A 16,795-nucleotide genomic window follows, 5' to 3' on the forward strand; every position below is an offset into this window, starting at 1 on the left:
ACCACGCTCCCCGGTCGGCATTCCCGCAGTCATCCGATATTGGCTGAGGATTACTCATCTAATATGGCCCCCATGAGCCGGACCGTCAAGAAGCGCCCCTACGCCTCCCCCACGCGCGAGGCCAAGGCGGCGGCCACGCGTGCACGCATCCTCGATGCCGCCGCCGACCTCTTCCTCAGGGACGGCTATCACCGCAGCAGCACCGCAGCGATAGCCCGGGCCGCCCACACGTCCGAGGCCTCGGTGTTCGCCGCCTTCGGCTCGAAGGCCGAGCTCCTCGTGGCGGTCGTCACGAGCCGGGTGGTGCAGCATCCCGACTTCCCCCTGGGGCAGTCGCCCACATGGAAGGCGTTCGCCGGCCGGCCGGACGCGGAACCGGCGGTGCAGGAATTCGCCCGGGTGGTACGCCGCGCGCACGAGAGGAGCTGGCGCCTGCTGGCCGTCGCGGCGGCCGCGGGGCACGACGACCCGACGGTCGCCTCGGCGGTGGCGGGGGGAGCGATGCGCCGTCACGCCGACTGCGCATGGCTCGTGCGCGAGGCGTTCGGGGTCCCGGCTTCGGAGGCGTTGGAGGCGACCGACGCCGTGTGGACGCTGATCAGCGTCGAGAACTACCGGCATCTGGTCGTCGAGAGGGGATGGGCGCCGCAGCGGTACGAATCGTGGCTGGCGGCGATGCTCCGCGCCGCGCTCCCGAACGCCTGAAACCTCATGCTGCATTGTTTCTGCAACCCATTGACTTGTTGCAGTAACGATGTCATTCTGATGTGGTCGCTGTGATGGCGACCACATGAAAGTCGGAGGAATGAGGAGTCCCCATGGCCACGATCGCCGAGATCGCCGCAGCTGCGGGCGTCTCCAAGTCCACCGTCTCCCGCTCCTTCACGCGCCCGGACTCGGTCAACACCGAGACGCGTGAGCGGATCCTCGAGGTGGCAGCACAGCTGGGCTACGCGGCGGCTCCGGCCAAGGCCGAGCTCACCGGCACCATCGCGCTGTACATCCCGGACATCTCCAATCCCTACTACCCCCCGCTCGTGCAGGCCATCCAGTCCGCGTGCCGCCGGCAGTCGCTCTCGCTCATCATGGTGGACGGCGAGGACGACCCGGAGGCGGACGCCGAGGAGCTCGAGCGGATCATCGGACGCGTGGACGGCGCAATCGTCTTCGCTCCGAGGCTCGACGCCGAGCGCATCCGGGCGCTCGACGCCATGGCGCCCGTGGTGCTCATCAACCACATCGTCGAGGGGCTGCCCTCGGTGGTCCTCTCCGCACCCGAGGGCGCGCGGCAGGCCGTCGAGCACCTCGCGGCACTCGGGCACCGGGCCATCGCGTACCTGGCGAGCTTCGAGGACAACTACTCCTCCCGCGTCCGCCTCGCCGCCGCCGAGGAGGCCGCCGACCACCTCGGCGTCACCCTGCGCGTGCTCACCCACTCCGAGCCCACGTACACCGCCGGCGTGCGTGGTGCGGACCTCGTCCTCGCCGAGCCGGTGACCGCCGTGATCGCCCACAACGACCTCATGGCGTTCGGGTGCATCAACAGGTTCGCCGATCGCGGCGTCCAGGCCGGGAAGGATGTCAGCGTCATCGGGTTCGACGACATCTGGCTCGCCTCCGCCTCCCGGCCCACCCTCACTACCGTGACCACACCGTACGAGCGGGGCGGCGCCGTCGCCCTCCGCATGCTCACCGAGCGGATCGGCGACCCCGACCGCCCGGCCAGCACCGTCCACCTCTCGGGCGACCTCGTGGTGCGCAACAGCACCGGCCCGGCCCCCGCGCTCGTCTGAGCGCACCCCCCTCCGGCGCACCGCCGCCACCTGTCCCTTCCGTACCCCTTGCTATGCCACGAAAGGCCAGCTCATGAGCAGCCACTCCGACACGCCGTCAGGCATCGTCGATCCCGACATCACGACCCCCGAGGAGCAGGCGTACCGCGTCCGGCGGGCCAAGAAGGCCGCCCTCGCAGCCTTCCTCGGCGGTGCGCTCGAGTACTACGACTTCTTCGTGTACGCGACTGCCGCGTCCCTGGTGTTCTCGAAGATCTTCTTCCCCTCAGGTGATCCCGTCGTGGCGCAGATCTCCTCGTTCGCGACCTTCGGCGTGGCCTACATCGCGAGGCCGTTCGGCGCGATCGTGTTCGGGCACCTCGGCGACCGGATCGGACGCAAGAACACCCTCGTGCTCACGCTCGTGCTCATGGGGGCCTCGACCTTCCTCATCGGCGCGCTCCCGGACTTCCACGCGGCGGGCTACCTCGCGCCGGTCCTCCTCGTGGCGCTCCGCCTCCTGCAGGGCCTCTCCGCCGGCGCGGAGACCGCGGGCGCCTCGGCGCTGACCATGGAGGAGTCCCCGGTGGGACGGCGCGCCTTCTTCCCCTCGTTCTCCATGAGCGGCATCTCCACGGGCATCGTCCTCGCCTCCCTCGTGTTCCTCCCGGTCGCCGCGATGTCCGAGGCCGACCGCCTCGCCTGGGGCTGGAGGATTCCGTTCTGGTCCTCGATCGTGGTCCTCATCGTGGCGTACCTCGTCCGCCGCACGCTCGAGGAGCCCATCGTCTTCGAGGAGAAGGCCCAGCACCACGAGCTCGTCAAGCTGCCCTTCCTCGACATGCTCAAGACGCACCCTGCGCAGTTCATCCAGGTAGCACTCATGTCCTTCGAGACAGTCACCAACACCTTCATGCAGTCCTTCGGCCTCGCGTACGCCGTCTCCGTGGGCATCAACGCCCAGACCATGCTGTGGGTCAGCATCGTCGGCAACGTGCTCGCCATCGCGACCCAGCCGCTGTCCGCGATGTTCGCCGACAAGTTCGGCCGCAAGCCGATCTTCATCGCCGGCATCTCGGGCTCCACGGTGCTCATCTTCGTGTACTTCTGGGCGATCTCCACGGCCAACATCCCGCTCGTGTTCGTGGTCTCGACCCTCATCACGGCCGGCACCTACGCGATGTCCAACGCCATCTACCCCGCGTGGTTCGCCGAGCTGTTCAACGTCCGCGTCCGCTACTCGGGCATGGCCGTCGGCCTCCAGATCGGCATCCTCTGCGCCGGCTTCACACCGCTTCTCGGGACCGCCCTCGTCGGCAAGGTCGCCGCCAACTGGGGACCGGCGGCCTGGATCGTCGCAGGCTCCACGCTCCTGGCCCTCGTCGGCGCCATCTGGGCCCGCGAGACCTACAGGACGCCGATCCACGAGCTGGGCAACCCCGTCCGCGGCACGAAGTAGCCCACCCCCGCACCTGACGCCGCTGCGCACGACGCCGGCCGCTCGCCCCACGAGGTGAGCGGCCGGTGTCGTGCGTGTCGAGGGGCTTAGACCGAACCGCCCGGATACGCTGTGGCCGATACCACGCTCTTGGCTCGACGTGAAACTCGACGGGAAAACCATGCCACGGATGCTGTTCGGCGAGATCCACCCGGTCACCTACCGCATCTCCATCGCCAAAGGCAGGCTCCTGAGGAACGTCAGCGACCTGCGGCCAACCCTCCACCTGGCGCGGGCCCGCAGTGCGTCCAGCCTCCCGGTCCTCGTCTACCGGCACAATTCGCTGATCCGCCGGCGGCTGGGGAATGTGAACCCGGAGCTGCAGGACAACAAGGCCGTGAGCCTGTCCATCGCGGCGCCCCGGGTCGACGGCGTGCTGATACGCCCCGGGGAGGTCTTCTCCTTCTGGAAGCTGGTGGGCCCCGTGACGGCCCGCCGCGGCTACAGGGAAGGGCTGACCATCGACCACGACCGGGCCGCGAGCGGGATCGGCGGAGGCATGTGCCAGTTCACCAACCTGATCCACTGGATGGTCCTGCACACTCCTCTGGAGATCGTGGAGCACCACCACCACTCCGGCCTCGACCTCTTCCCGGACTTCAACCGGCAGATTCCGTTCGGCACCGGGACCTCCATCGTCTACAACTACTTGGACTACCGTTTCCGCAACACGGCAGAGCAGACCTTCCAGCTCCGGGTGTCCGTTGGCGAGGAGTACCTCTCGGGGGAGCTGCGGGCGGAATCCGCCCTCCCGCTGAAGTACCACATCCACGAGGAGGACGCCTGCTTCTTCCGCCAGGACGGCAGCGTGTACCGCTACAACTCCATCCACCGCACTGCGCGGGACAAGCGCACCGGATCGGAGGTACTGCGCGAGCACCTCTCGACCAACACCGCCTTGGTCTGCTACCCGGAGGAGCTGATCCGCTCCCCGATCCTCGACGAGGACCCTCGAAGCGTGCTGTCGAGGGCGCTGCCAGGGTAGGCGAAGCGGTCAGGGGCCCCCGGGCCCAGCCTCCCGGTCCTGAGGTGCGCGAGACGAGCCGGGCCGCGAATCCGACTTGTCCTTCTGCCAGGGCCAGCGGCCGGTGATCTCCAGCTCCAGGGAGAAGCTCAGGAACGTCCGGACGAGGACGATGACGGCAAGCACCGCGACGCCCTCAAGAGTGGGCGTGACGGCGACCGTCTTGATGATGTCTGCCGCGACGAGAAGCTCAAGACCGAGAAGGATCGACCGGCCGAGCAGCTGCCGGTAGGACCGGTAGACCGTGAGCCCCTCGGGCCTGCCTCGCTGCCGCAAGGCCAAGGGGATTGAGACGAGAGCGCCGATGACCGTCGTCGCAACGCCGGCGAAATCCAGCCACTGCCCGATTGTCTCGATCGTCGTGCGGAAATCCATGCCGCCCCTCCTGGTCCGCCGGCTGCGTCTCCCGCAGTTTGCCCGGTCCGGTGCAGGCGAAACCCAGAGAGCACGAGCGGGGACCGTGCCACGAGGCCCATGTTTGCCCATTCCAGTGCTGGGAAGTGCTCCAGAGCAGCGGCACGGCTGCACTAGCGCGCCGGGGAGGAGCCCCTTGGAGATTCTCGATGCTCTCCTTCACGCTTTGGCCATGGCGGGTGCCATGGCGTGGGAGATCCTTTGGCCACTCATCCTGGGCTTCACGCTCTCCGGCGTCGTTCAGGCCGTCGTGCGACGCGAGCATGTGACCAGACTGCTCTCGGGAGACTCCCCGAAGGCCCTCGCGGCCGCCACGGGTCTCGGTGCGGCCTCATCCTCATGCTCCTACGCAGCAGTTGCCCTCGCCCGCTCCCTCTTCCGCAAGGGCGCCAGCTTCGCCTCGACTATGGCGTTCGAGATCGCCTCCACCAATCTCGTCATCGAGCTCGGCCTCATTCTGGCACTGCTGATGGGATGGCAGTTCACTCTGGCCGAGTTCATCGGCGGCCCCCTCATGATCCTCCTCGTTGCCCTCTTCTTCCGGCTCTGGATGCGCGGGAAGATCGTCGACGCCGCGCGTGAGCAGGCAGAGAAGGGCATCGCAGGGTCGATGGAGGGCCACGCTGCCATGGACATGTCCGTCCAGAGCGGGGGAACCTTCTGGCAGCGGCTCTTCTCGCGCAAGGGCCTCGATGCCGTGGCCAACTACTTCGTCATGGACTGGGCTTCAGTGTGGCGGGACATCGCCGGAGGCGTGCTCATCGCCGGAGCCTTCGCCGCCTGGGTCCCCAAGGAGTGGCTCCGCGCGTTCTTCTTCGAAGGCCACCCCCTCCTCGCAGCACTCTGGGGTCCGCTGGTGGGGCCCGTCATCGCCATGCTGAGCTTCGTCTGCTCGGTGGGCAACGTGCCGCTCGCGGCGGTCCTCTGGAACGGCGGCATCAGCTTCGGTGGAGTGGCCAGCTTCATCTTTGCGGACCTCATCGTCATCCCCGTCATCCTCATCTACCGGAAGTACTACGGGGGCCGGGCCGCGCTGCGCATCACCGCGACGTTCTACCTCGCCATGGTGCTGGCCGGCTACGCCGTCGAGGCCCTCTTCGCGGTCACCGGCCTCACCCCCACATCGCGCAACGCCACAGCGATCGAGGCATCAGTCTCGTGGAACTACACCACATGGCTGAACATCGTCTTCCTCGTCGTTGCCGCCTTCCTCGTCGTGAGGTTCTTCAAGAACGGTGGGGCCGGGATGCTCACGATGATGGGCGGATCACCCGACCAGCACGAGCACGCACACCACGATCCGGGCACGGGCAGCGACACCGCGGAACACCATGACCGCCCATAGTGAAGTGGTCACCCCGAGGACTTGGCGTCCTGTGGCGCGGGGTTCTCCTCCTTCTTCGTCGCCTGGCCCTCCTTGCCCTTCACGGGGGCGTTGCTGCCGCGCGTGTCGCCCTCGTGGAGCTGCATCGCCGTCGTGATGAGCGCGAAGTGGCTGAACGCCTGCGGCGTGTTCCCGAGCTGGCGCTTCGCCACGGGGTCCCACTCCTCGCTGAACAGGCCCAGATCGTTCCTGAGATCCAGGAGCCGCCGGAACAGGTCCTCGGCCTCGTCGCGGCGCCCCGCGCCCAGCAGGGCCTCGACGAGCCAGAACGAGCACGCCACGAAGATGCCCTCGTGGCCCGGGAGGCCGTCATTGCTGGCCTCGGGGAGGTACCGGAGCACAAAGCCGTCCTGCGTCAGGTCACGCTGGATGGCCTCGATGGTCCCGATGACGCGGGGGTCGTCATGCGGGAGGAAACCCACGCGCGGGATGAGCAGCAGGCTCGCGTCGAGCTGGTCGCTGCCGTAGGACTGGACAAAGGTGTTGCGCTCCTTGTCGAAGCCGTGCTCGAGGACGTCGGCGTGGATCCGGTCGCGGACCTCACGCCACCTGTCCACCGGCCCCGGCAGCCCGGCCTGCTCGACGGCCTTGACCATGCGGTCGGCGCCGGCCCAGGCCATCACCTTGGAATGCGTGAAGTGCCGCCGCGGGCCGCGCATCTCCCACAGGCCGTTGTCCGGCTTGTCCCAGATCTTCTCGAGGTGCTCCATGATCGCCGTCTGGAGGTCCCAGGACTCGTCGCCGTCCTTCGAAAGGGTATTGCGGGTGAGCGCGAGCCCGTCGAGCACCTCGCCCCACACATCCAGCTGGAACTGGCCGGCGGCGGCATTGCCCATCCGCACCGGGGAGGACCCCTCATAGCCCGGCAGCCAGTCGAGGGTGGTCTCGGTGAGCCGGCGGGCGCCGTGGAGCGAGTACATGATCTGGAGGTCGGCCGGATCACCGGCGACGGCGCGCAGGAGCCAATTCCTCCAGGCAACGGCCTCGTCGGTGTAGCCGCCGGAGATGAGCGACTGCAGCGTCCACGTGGAGTCCCGCAGCCAGCAGTAGCGGTAGTCCCAGTTGCGGGGGCCGCCGATCTGCTCGGGCAGTGAGGTGGTCGCCGCGGCGACGATGCCGCCCGTCGGCATGTACGTCAGGGCCTTGAGTGTGATCAGCGAGCGCTGGACGGCCTCCTCGTACGGCCCGGCGGCCTTGCTCTTCGCCGTCCACTGCTTCCAGTAGTCCGTGGTGCCCGCGAGCACCTTCTCGGCATCCACCTTGCGCGGGCGGGGCCGGTGGCTGGGTGCCCAGGAGAGGACGAACGGCACGCGCTCCCCCGCGGACACCGTGAAGTCCCCCATGGTGCGCATGTGCTCGCCGTGGATCGGCACCGTCGTGGCGAGGTAGATCGAGTCCGGGCCAGCCACGGCGTGCACGCCGGTGTCGCTGCGGCGCACCCAGGGGATCACGTGGCCGTAGTCGAACCGCATCGCGAGGTCGGTGTGCATCGTGACCGTGCCGCTGACGCCCTCGACGATGCGGACCAGGTCCGCGACGTCGTCGCGGGGGGGCATGAAGTCGATGACGCGGACCGTCCCGCCGTCGACCTCCCACTCCGTCTCGAGGACAAGGGTGCCCTCCCGGTACTTCCTGCGGGTGCACGTCCCCGCCCCCTCGGGAGCGATCAGCCACCGTCCCGCACCCGGGTCAGCCAGGAGGGAGGCGAAGCAGGCAGGGGAGTCGAAGTTGGGCAGGCAGAGCCAGTCGATGGACCCCTCGGTGCTCACGAGCGCGGCGGTGTGGAGGTCACCGATCAGCGCATAGTCCTCGATCCGGGCCATCTCAAGACCCCTTGACGTCGAGGACGACCTTGACGTCGTCCTCCTGGCGCTCGAACGCTTGGGAGAAGTCCTCCAGCTTGACGGTGCGCGTGATCAGCCGCTTCAGCCACCCGGCATCGGCCTTCGCGAGCGCCTCGGCCGCGGCCTCGTAATGCGTGCGGTTGGCGTTCACCGAGCCGAACACCACGTCGTTGCCGAGCACGGCTTCGCGGTTGGCGGCGCCCACGTCCACGGGCAGCCGCTTGCCTGTGGAGGAGACCCCCGTCAGGCACGTGACGGCGTCGAGGCCATGCTTAGTGATGGTCTCCATGACCACCGAGGGTACGCCGGTGCACTCGATGAGCACATCGGCCAGGACGCCCGAGTCCGTGAGCGTGTCATTGTGGTAGGTGGCCCCGAGGTCCTTGACGAGGTCTGGCTTCGGGCCGTCGGTTACACGGTCGAAGACATGCACCTCGAGGCCGCGCTGCACTCCGAGGAGCGCGGCGAGCAGGCCGGCGGGCCCCGCGCCCGTCACGACGGCGACCTTGGGCTCGAAGAACGCCCGCCGGCCGATGGCCTCGGTGTGCTGCCACGCCTTGGCCACGATCGTGGTGGGCTCGAGCAGGACGCCCACGTCCGAGAGCGCCGGGTCGAGCTTCACCATGGCGTCCGGATCGGCACGGTAGTGTTCCCGCGCGAACCCGTGCAGGCCCTTGATCCCGTGCTCGGTGTACTTGCCGTTGCGGCACATGTCCCACTGTCCCTGGGCGCAGGCGGCGCACGGGACCGGGTCGGGGCGGCGCACGATCCCCACCACGAGGTCACCCTCGGAGAGGCCGGAGCCGTCGGGCGCGGAGACCACGCGGCCGAGGTTCTCGTGCCCGAGGACGAGGTGGTCGCTCCCCGGGGGGGCCTCGCCGTACTGGCCGGAGACGATCTCCTTGTCGGTCCCGCAGAGGCCGACGGCGATCACCTCCACCAGCACGCTGCCCTCGCTCTCCTGGGGCTCATCGATGTCCAGGAGCTCGAGCGAGTCCTTCTTCCCCGGGGTGACGCCCAATGCCTTCACGGTGTCTCCACCTCTCACGCGGTCGCTGCTCTTCGCTGACCTGTGAAGGCTTCCCGGTGGACGGCGCCCGAAACGGATTCCGAGCTGCCCGTAAGGCCGCACCCAGCCGGCTCTCGGCTTGGCGCGCCCCTAGGCGATGTCCAGGATCTCGCTGCGGATGAGGAACCTCTTGCCCTCGGGTGCCTCGAGGGAGAAGCCGCTCCCCCGGCCCACCACCACATCGACCGTCAAGTGGGTGTGGGACCAGTACGAGAACTGCTCGCGGGACATCCAGAAGCCGAGCTCCCCCCGCCCGGGGAGGTCGAAGACGCCGAGGAGGACGTCGGCGTCGCCCGTGATGAACTCCCCCGCGGGATAGCACATGGGCGCGGACCCGTCGCAGCAGCCGCCGGACTGGTGGAACATGAGCGGGCCATGGCGCTCCCAGAGCGTGTCGAGCAGGGCCGCGGCCGGCGCGGTCAGCGCGACCCGGGAGAAGTCCTCCCCGGGCCGCGCCGGCCGTGCATCGAGGGTGGCAGGCATCAGTACTTGATGACCACGCGGCCGTCGATCTTGGCGTGGTGCATCTCGTCGAAGACCTGGTTGATCTCCTCGAGGTCCCGCGTGTGGAACGTGGGGTGGATGAGGCCGCGGGCGTAGAAGTCGAGCGCCTCCTCGAGGTCCTGGCGGGTGCCGACGATCGAGCCGCGGATGGTGAGGCCCTTGAGCACGATGTCGAAGATCGGGGCCGGGAAGTTGCCCGGGGGCAGGCCGTTGAACACGATGGTGCCGCCGCGGCGGGTCATCCCGATGGCCTGGCCGAAGGCGGCCGGGTGCACCGCCGTGACGAGGACGCCGTGGGCGCCGCCGGTGGCCTTCTGGATGGCCTCGGCCGGGTCCTCGGCGAACGCGTTGACGGTCACCTCGGCGCCGTGCTTCTTCGCGAGGGCAAGCTTCTCGTCGGCGACGTCCACCGCGGCGACGCGCATGCCCATGGCCACCGCGTACTGGACGGCGATGTGCCCGAGCCCGCCGATGCCGGAGATGACGACCCACTCGCCGGGGCGCACCTCGGTCTGCTTGAGGCCCTTGTACACCGTCACGCCGGCGCAGAGGACCGGGGCGACCTCGTACGGGTCCGCACCCTCGGGGATACGGGCGGCGAACTTGGTCTCGACCAGCATGTACTGGCCGAACGAGCCGTCCACGCCGTAGCCGCCGTTCTGCTGCGACTCGCAGAGGGTCTCCCACCCGGTGCGGCAGTACTCGCAGGTGCCGCAGGCGCTCCACAGCCAGGCGTTGCCGATGAGGTCGCCCTCCTTGACGTCCGTGACGCCCTCGCCGACGGCCACGACCGTGCCGACGCCCTCGTGGCCAGGCACGAGCGGCAGCTTGGGCTTGACGGGCCAGTCGCCCTGGGCCGCATGCAGGTCGGTGTGGCAGACGCCGCTCGAGATGAGCTTCACGAGCGCCTGGCCGGGGCCGGGGGTGGGGATCTCGAGCTGGTCGATGGTGAGCTCGTCGCCGAAATTGTGGACGACGGCGGCAGTGAAGGTGGTGCTCATGGTCATGCTCCCTTGCATGTCAGCGGTGGTGGGGTGAAGCAGGTGGGCAAGCGCGGGCGGTGGGGCGCACGACGGCGGCGAGTCACCGCCGTCGTGCGCTGCCTCCGCGCAGTGGTTTAGAAGAAGCCGAGCTTGGACTCGGCGTAGGAGACCAGGAGGTTCTTGGTCTGCTGGTAGTGCTCGAGCATCATGAGGTGGGTCTCACGACCGATGCCGGAGGACTTGTAGCCGCCGAATGCGGCGTGCGCGGGGTACGCGTGGTAGTTGTTCACCCAGACGCGGCCGGCCTGGATGTCGCGCCCGGCGCGGTAGGCGGTGTTCCCGTCACGGGACCACACGCCGGCGCCGAGGCCGTAGAGGGTGTCGTTGGCGATCTCGAGGGCTTCCTCGTAGTCGGAGAACTTGGTGACCGAGACGACCGGGCCGAAGATCTCCTCCTGGAAGATGCGCATCTTGTTGTTGCCCTCGAACACGGTCGGCTCGACGTAGTAGCCGCCCGCGAGCTCGCCCTCGAGGACGGCACGCTTGCCGCCGGTGAGGACCTTGGCACCCTCGGCCTTGCCGATCTCGATGTAGCTCAGGATCTTCTCGAGCTGGTCGTTGGAGGCCTGCGCGCCGATCATCGTCTCGGTGTCGAGCGGGTTGCCCTGCTTGATCTTCTTGGTCCGCTCGACGACGTCGCCGAGGAACTTCTCGTAGATCCCTTCCTGGATGAGGGCGCGGGACGGGCAGGTGCAGACCTCGCCCTGGTTGAGGGCGAAGAGGGTGAAGCCCTCCTGGGCCTTGTCGTAGTACGCGTCGTCCTTCGCGGCGATGTCCTCGAAGAAGATGTTCGGGCTCTTGCCGCCGAGCTCGAGGGTCACGGGGATGAGGTTCTGGGACGCGTACTGCATGATGAGCCGGCCCGTGGTGGTCTCGCCGGTGAAGGCAATCTTGCGGATGCGCGGGCTCGAGGCGAGCGGCTTGCCGGCCTCGACGCCGAAGCCGTTGACGATGTTGAGCACGCCCGCCGGGAGCAGGTCGCCGATGAGCTCGGCGAGGACGAGGACGCTCGCCGGGGTCTGCTCGGCGGGCTTGAGCACGACGGCGTTGCCGGCCGCCAGCGCGGGGGCGAGCTTCCACACGGCCATGAGGAGCGGGAAGTTCCACGGGATGATCTGGCCGACCACACCGAGGGGCTCGTGGAAGTGGTAGGCGGTGGTGTTCTCGTCGATCTGGGAGAGCGAGCCCTCCTGAGCGCGGATGGCGCCGGCGTAGTAGCGGAAGTGGTCGACGGCGAGGGGCAGGTCCGCGGCGAGCGTCTCGCGGACGGGCTTGCCGTTGTCCCACGTCTCGGCGACCGCGAGCATCTCGAGGTTCTCCTCGATGCGGTCGGCGATGCGGTGCAGGATCAGGGCGCGCTCGGCGACGGAGGTCTTGCCCCAGCCGGGGGCGGCCTTGTGGGCGGCGTCGAGGGCGAGGTCGATGTCCGCCGCCTGCGAGCGCGCGACCTCGCAGAACACCTTTCCGGTGACGGGGGTGATGTTCTCGAAGTACTCCCCGCCGACCGGGGCGACCCACTCGCCGCCGATGAAGTTCTCGTACCGGTCCTTGAAGGTGACCTTCGAGCCCTCGGTGCCCGGGAACGCGTAGACAGTCATGGCGAAACTCCTTTGTCTCTCGGGGCCGGTGGTGCCGGCCCTCTCCCGGCTCCCCCATCGTGGAACCGGCTGTTGCAGCGAGCGTAGGAGTGCGGGGGTTGCGGTCGGGTTGCAACCTTGTGGTGCGGATCACGGCGCCCTGGATTGTCAGGTTGCGTCCAGTTCACCTGCAGTCTGCTTCCAGTTGTTGCGGCCACGCGAGAGTAGCCGCTGGCCCTGACATCAGTCCCGGCCGCGACGCCCTTGCCCGGCGCCGGTTCACAGCACCCTGGAGGGAACCATGAAGCGCACTGTTGCTGCGCTCGCTTCGGCCTGCGCGGTCGGGGCGATCATCGCCACGTCGGTCGGCGTGGGGACGGCGGAGTCGGCGTCGGCCGCGCCCGCCGCCAACGACGGCCGCATCAAGAACGTCATCTACCTGCTCGGCGACGGCATGGGGCGCACGCACGTCACCGCCGGCCGCGAGCGGTTCTACGGGGCCAACGGGCGCATGGTCATGGAGACCCTGCCCTCGCACGGCTTCGTGAGCACCTACGCGGCGGAGAAGAACTCGGGCCAGCCCGGCCAGCCGGACTTCGTCCCGAACTACGTCACGGACTCCGCCTCAGCGGCAACCGCCTGGGCCTCGGGCGTGAAGACGTACAACGCCGCGCTCGGCGTGGACGCCAAGGGCGAGATGACGCCGACCGTGATGGAGATGGCCAAGAAGGCCGGCTACCGCACGGGCAACGTCAGCACCGCCGAGATCACCGATGCGACGCCGGCGGGACAGATGAGCCACGCCCTCGCCCGCGGCTGCCAGGGCCCGGTGTACTCGGCCAAGTCCTGCCAGGACACCAAGGTCACCGGTGGCGCAGAGCTGCCCACGAGCGACCTTCGCGTCACCCCGATCGCCAAGCAGATCGCCCGCAACGGAACCGCCGACGTCATCCTCGGCGGCGGGCTGAGCCGCTTCGACAACGAGGACGAGAAGGCGCTGCGCGACCAGGGCTATGAGGTCCTCAGCTCACCGGCGTCGCAGACGGTCGCCACGGAGGACGACCTTGCCAAGGCTGAGGGCGGCAAGGTCTTCGGGCTGTTCAACAAGGGCAACCTGACGGTCGAGAAGTCCAAGCAGGACAACCCGGCCTCCGCCGAGGCCAAGGAGCCGACGCTCGCCGAGATGACCACGAAGTCCATCGACCTCCTCGGCAAGGGCGGCGAGAAGGGCAACGGCTTCTACCTCCAGGTGGAGGGCGCCCTGATCGACAAGCGCTCGCACGCGAATGACGCCGCACAGACCCTCGAGGAGATCAAGGCGTTCGACGACGCCGTCGCCGTGGCGCTCGATTTCGCGAAGAAGGACGGCCACACCCTCGTCATCGTCACGGCGGACCACGAGTGCGCCGGCTTCAATGTCATCGAGAAGGGCTCGTTCACCAACGCCGAGGCGGCCAACCCGCCGGTTAACGTCGATGGCGGGAACACGGCGAACAACTCCACGCCGAGCCGCCCGAGCGGCAACACGAAGGACGCCTCGCGCTCCACCGGGATCGTCAACGGCGCCGGCGCAGCCGACCCGCACAACTTCGCACCGGCCACCTTCCGCACCGCGGACGACCCGGCCGGCGTCAGGGACGGCACCAAGGAGGCCAGCCTCTGGCTGACCTACCTCTCCGGCAACCACACGGGTGCCGACGTCCCGGTCTACTCCTACGGGGCCGGCTCAGAGAAGCTGCAGGGCACCGTCGACAACACCGACCTGTTCGGCATCGTCGCGGACGCCCTCCGGCTCCGCTGATCCCCCCGCCAGGGGGCGGCTCCGGCCGCCCCCTGGCCTCCCTTCTCCCAGGACCCCTCATGAAGCCCTTCCTTCTTCCGGCCATCACGGCCGCAGCGCTCCTCGCCGGCTGCTCGGCCGCCCCTGCCGCCACCAGCGGCCCAGCCCCTCAGCCGGTCTCCGTGCAGACGCAGCTGCCGGGCCTCGCCGCCCCGACAGGCGAGCCGGACCTGCCCTCGCTCAAGGCCACTCGGCCCCAGCCCGGACAGGCCGTCCGCGCTGACGGAGCCTTCGACGACCGCTTCGAGATCGACGGCCTCGCCTTCGATGGCGAGGCCGCCGCGGGCGCCGTGCGCATTACGTCCGACGTGAGCGACCTGCTCGAACTCGTGGTGGTCGCAGGCTTCTACGACCGCGACGGGAAGCTCCTCACGACGGCGCGCTTCGAGCACCACGTCGACGGCGACGCCGGCCACCAGCACGCCGGGCCGCCGAGCGAGTCGGAGGAGTTCAGGATCCCCGTCCCGGCGGAGTTCGCCGGCAGGGCCGAGTCCGCCGCCGTCGGGGCGCCCGTCCTCGTCAACGAGTAGCGGTCCAAACGGACTAATTCCGCAACATATTTGATCCCTAATTTTGGTTAGGTTAGGCTCACCTTGCCATGCTCCAGAAGGGGCGCCCCCCGCACCAGCCCGAGGTCAGCCATGCCCACGACCGCCGCACCGCCTACGACAATGGCGGACGCCGTCAGCGCCTATCACGCCTACGTCGCCGAGCGCCTCGGCGAACTGCGGGTCCACGTCACCGCGCTCAAGGCCCAGATCGGCAATGCGGACACGGACGCGGCGAGGGCGACGTGGCTTTCCGCCCAGCAGACATGGCAGCGCGTCGGGGCGGCGTACGGGAGCTTCGGCGACCTCGGGAACGCGATCGCCCCCGGGTCCCGCGGGCTCGAGGGCGGTGCCACGAGCCCGGACTTCGCCGGCCTGCGGCGCATCGAGTACGGGCTCTGGCACGGCCAGACGCCCGGGGAGCTCATGCCGGTGGTCGGCAAGCTACTCACGGATCTGGACGCACTCGAGGCCCACCTTCCCGAGACCGCGGTGGAGCCGGCGGACATGCCGCTGCGGCTGCACGAGATCCTCGAGGACTCGGTGCGGGACCACCTCTCCGGCTTGGGAGACCAGGGATCCGGCATGGCACTCGCGCTGACCAGCGCGGACGTCGATGCAACGCAGGAGGTCCTCGGCCTCCTCCGCGGGCTGCTCGAGGGGCGCAGGAAGGGCTACCCGGCGGCGGTCGATGCACAACTCAGGCAGCTCTCCGCGGCGGTCGACGCCGCACGGTCACCATCCGGCGAATGGGTCCCCTACCGGGACGTGCCCCTAGAGCAACGTCAGCACGTCAACGGGGCGATCGGTCGCGCGCTCGAATCGCTCGCGCTGGCCCCCGCACTCTTCTCGACCGACTGAGTCGCATCGACGCTGCGCGGCGGTGACATCGCGCCGCGGCGACAGACTGAACCGGCCACGCGCCGTCGCCCCTCCCCCTCGCACCGAAAGCACACCGTGGACATCCAACGACGCACCTTCCTCGTCGGCGCCTCAGGCGCCGCCACCGCCGGCCTCCTCGCTTCCTGCGCCTCCCCCGACGCCCAGCCGTCCACCACGACGGCCGCCGATACCGTCGACTTCCATGGCGCCAACCAGGCGGGTGTCTACCGGCCCACCGCCCAGCAGCAGGCGTCCTGCTTCGCAGCGTTCCGGGTGCTGTGCACGGACGTCGCTGACCTCAAGGCCCTCCTGCAGCGGCTCACGCTCAAGGGCCGCATCCTCGGCGGTGGCCACAAGGCTTCGGAGGCACTCCCAGCTGTCGAACAGACGGGCGTGGATGGGGCGCCGCCAGTGAACTCTGGCGTAATGGGCGACGACGTCCCCGCAGCGAACTTCACGATGACCGTTGGCCTCGCCGGCAGCCTGTTCGACAACCCCGCCTACGACCTCGCGTCCAAGAAGCCCCATGGTCTCACCGACCTGAAGGTCTTCCCCAACGACGCCATCGACGACGCATGGACAGGGGGCGATCTCCTCCTGCAGCTCTGCGCCGACTCGACGGACATGGTCCACTACGCGCTGCGGGACATCATGAAGGCCACCCGCGGCCAGCTCCAGCTCCAGTGGAAGATCAACGGCTTCCACAGTGGCCCCCGGCCGGACGGCGCGCCCCGAAACCTCTTCGGGTACAAGGACGGGATCGTCAATCCCGCCGAGGGAGAACAGCTCGTGTGGCTCGGCAAGGGCTCTGGACAGCCCGCGTGGACGGAGGGCGGCACCTTCATGGTGGTGCGGCTGATCCGCATGCTCGTCGAGTTCTGGGACCGCGTGGGCCTCGGCGAGCAGGACGGGATGATCGGGCGGCACCGCGCAACGGGTGCGCCGCTCGGGGCCGCCAAGGAGACAGACGTGCCGGACTATGCCTCCGACCCGAAGGGCGAGACCATCCCCCTCGACGCCCATATCCGGCTCGCCAATCCGCGAACCCAGGAGACCTCCAAGTCGCGGATGCTGCGCCGCGGGTACAACTACGAGATGGGCGTCGACCTCAACGGGAACATGCAGGCCGGGCTGATCTTCGCGAGCTTCCAGCAGAACATCCAGGAGCAGTTCGAGGCCACCCAGGCCCGCCTCATCAATGAGCCCATGACCGACTACATCCAGCCGTTCGGCGGCGGCTACTTCTTCGTCCCGCCGGGGGTCGCCGGTGAGGACGGGTTTCTCGGCGAGGGCCTGTTCGCCTGACGGTGACCGGGCTGGAAAAGGGCGTACGACGGCGGGACGCCCCCGCCGTCGTACGCCTTCCTTAACGTGTGCCCCCTCATGCGCCTCGGCC

At 68.9% G+C, this 16,795-nt stretch carries 15 protein-coding genes; 9 read left to right on the forward strand and 6 right to left on the reverse strand.

The window, feature by feature from the left end; translation table 11 throughout:
- The first annotated feature begins 72 nt into the window (after positions 1–72).
- The 4 genes from IE231_RS13780 (at position 73) to IE231_RS13795 (ending at position 4,255) form a co-directional block, all read left to right on the forward strand.
- Positions 73–705, forward strand: a complete 633-nt coding sequence (locus IE231_RS13780; protein ID WP_189694546.1) for a TetR/AcrR family transcriptional regulator — start codon at positions 73–75, stop codon at positions 703–705.
- 113 nt (positions 706–818) lie between these two features.
- A complete protein-coding gene (locus IE231_RS13785; protein ID WP_189694547.1) occupies positions 819–1,793 on the forward strand; it encodes a LacI family DNA-binding transcriptional regulator in 975 nt (324 codons plus the stop codon).
- A gap of 73 nt (positions 1,794–1,866) precedes the next feature.
- Positions 1,867–3,231, forward strand: coding sequence for an MFS transporter (locus IE231_RS13790; RefSeq protein ID WP_189694548.1), 1,365 nt, complete (start codon positions 1,867–1,869; stop codon positions 3,229–3,231).
- A 169-nt stretch (positions 3,232–3,400) separates the two neighbouring features.
- Positions 3,401–4,255: a VanW family protein gene (locus IE231_RS13795; RefSeq protein WP_229866988.1), complete on the forward strand. Its 855-nt coding sequence runs from the start codon at positions 3,401–3,403 to the stop codon at positions 4,253–4,255.
- Between the two features lie 9 nt (positions 4,256–4,264).
- Here the strand turns inward: IE231_RS13795 and IE231_RS13800 are convergent, their stop codons facing one another.
- A complete protein-coding gene (locus IE231_RS13800) occupies positions 4,265–4,669 on the reverse strand; it encodes a DUF1622 domain-containing protein (RefSeq protein ID WP_189694550.1) in 405 nt (134 codons plus the stop codon).
- Between IE231_RS13800 and IE231_RS13805 the strand changes: the two genes are divergently transcribed.
- Entirely contained in the window at positions 4,668–6,053 is a 1,386-nt protein-coding gene (locus IE231_RS13805) for a permease (RefSeq protein ID WP_189694551.1), read from the forward strand. The two genes, IE231_RS13800 and IE231_RS13805, sit on opposite strands and share 2 nt — an antisense overlap.
- 8 nt (positions 6,054–6,061) lie before the next feature.
- On the opposite strand, the gene IE231_RS13810 is transcribed toward IE231_RS13805, so the two are convergent.
- The 5 genes from IE231_RS13810 to adh form a co-directional block, all read right to left on the reverse strand.
- Positions 6,062–7,915, reverse strand: coding sequence for a glycoside hydrolase family 15 protein (locus IE231_RS13810; RefSeq protein WP_189694552.1), 1,854 nt, complete (start codon positions 7,913–7,915; stop codon positions 6,062–6,064).
- 1 nt (position 7,916) lies between these two features.
- Positions 7,917–8,966: a glucose 1-dehydrogenase gene (locus IE231_RS13815; RefSeq protein ID WP_189694553.1), complete on the reverse strand. Its 1,050-nt coding sequence runs from the start codon at positions 8,964–8,966 to the stop codon at positions 7,917–7,919.
- Positions 8,967–9,095: 129 nt separating this feature from the next.
- Positions 9,096–9,488: a DUF779 domain-containing protein gene (locus IE231_RS13820; RefSeq protein WP_189694554.1), complete on the reverse strand. Its 393-nt coding sequence runs from the start codon at positions 9,486–9,488 to the stop codon at positions 9,096–9,098.
- Positions 9,488–10,510 carry an alcohol dehydrogenase AdhP gene (gene adhP, locus IE231_RS13825; protein WP_189694555.1) on the reverse strand — a complete coding sequence of 341 codons (1,023 nt, stop codon included), beginning with the start codon at positions 10,508–10,510 and terminating at the stop codon, positions 9,488–9,490. Before adhP ends, IE231_RS13820 begins: the two co-directional genes overlap by 1 nt.
- A 116-nt stretch (positions 10,511–10,626) precedes the next feature.
- Entirely contained in the window at positions 10,627–12,150 is a 1,524-nt protein-coding gene (adh, locus tag IE231_RS13830; protein ID WP_189694556.1) for an aldehyde dehydrogenase, read from the reverse strand.
- A gap of 280 nt (positions 12,151–12,430) precedes the next feature.
- Between adh and IE231_RS13835 the strand changes: the two genes are divergently transcribed.
- The 4 genes from IE231_RS13835 (at position 12,431) to IE231_RS13850 (ending at position 16,704) form a co-directional block, all read left to right on the forward strand.
- Positions 12,431–13,930 (forward strand): alkaline phosphatase, encoded by a 1,500-nt coding sequence (locus tag IE231_RS13835; protein WP_189694557.1) that lies wholly within the window; start codon positions 12,431–12,433, stop codon positions 13,928–13,930.
- Between the two features lie 59 nt (positions 13,931–13,989).
- A complete protein-coding gene (locus IE231_RS13840; protein WP_189694558.1) occupies positions 13,990–14,499 on the forward strand; it encodes a hypothetical protein in 510 nt (169 codons plus the stop codon).
- Positions 14,500–14,640: 141 nt separating this feature from the next.
- Positions 14,641–15,378: an EfeM/EfeO family lipoprotein gene (locus tag IE231_RS13845; RefSeq protein WP_189694559.1), complete on the forward strand. Its 738-nt coding sequence runs from the start codon at positions 14,641–14,643 to the stop codon at positions 15,376–15,378.
- 96 nt (positions 15,379–15,474) lie between these two features.
- Positions 15,475–16,704, forward strand: coding sequence for a Dyp-type peroxidase (locus tag IE231_RS13850; protein WP_189694560.1), 1,230 nt, complete (start codon positions 15,475–15,477; stop codon positions 16,702–16,704).
- Positions 16,705–16,795: the final 91 nt, after the last annotated feature.

Origin of the sequence: Sinomonas cellulolyticus, from assembly GCF_014656475.1 — a bacterium.
GTDB classification, from domain to species: Bacteria; Actinomycetota; Actinomycetes; order Actinomycetales; family Micrococcaceae; genus Sinomonas; species Sinomonas cellulolyticus.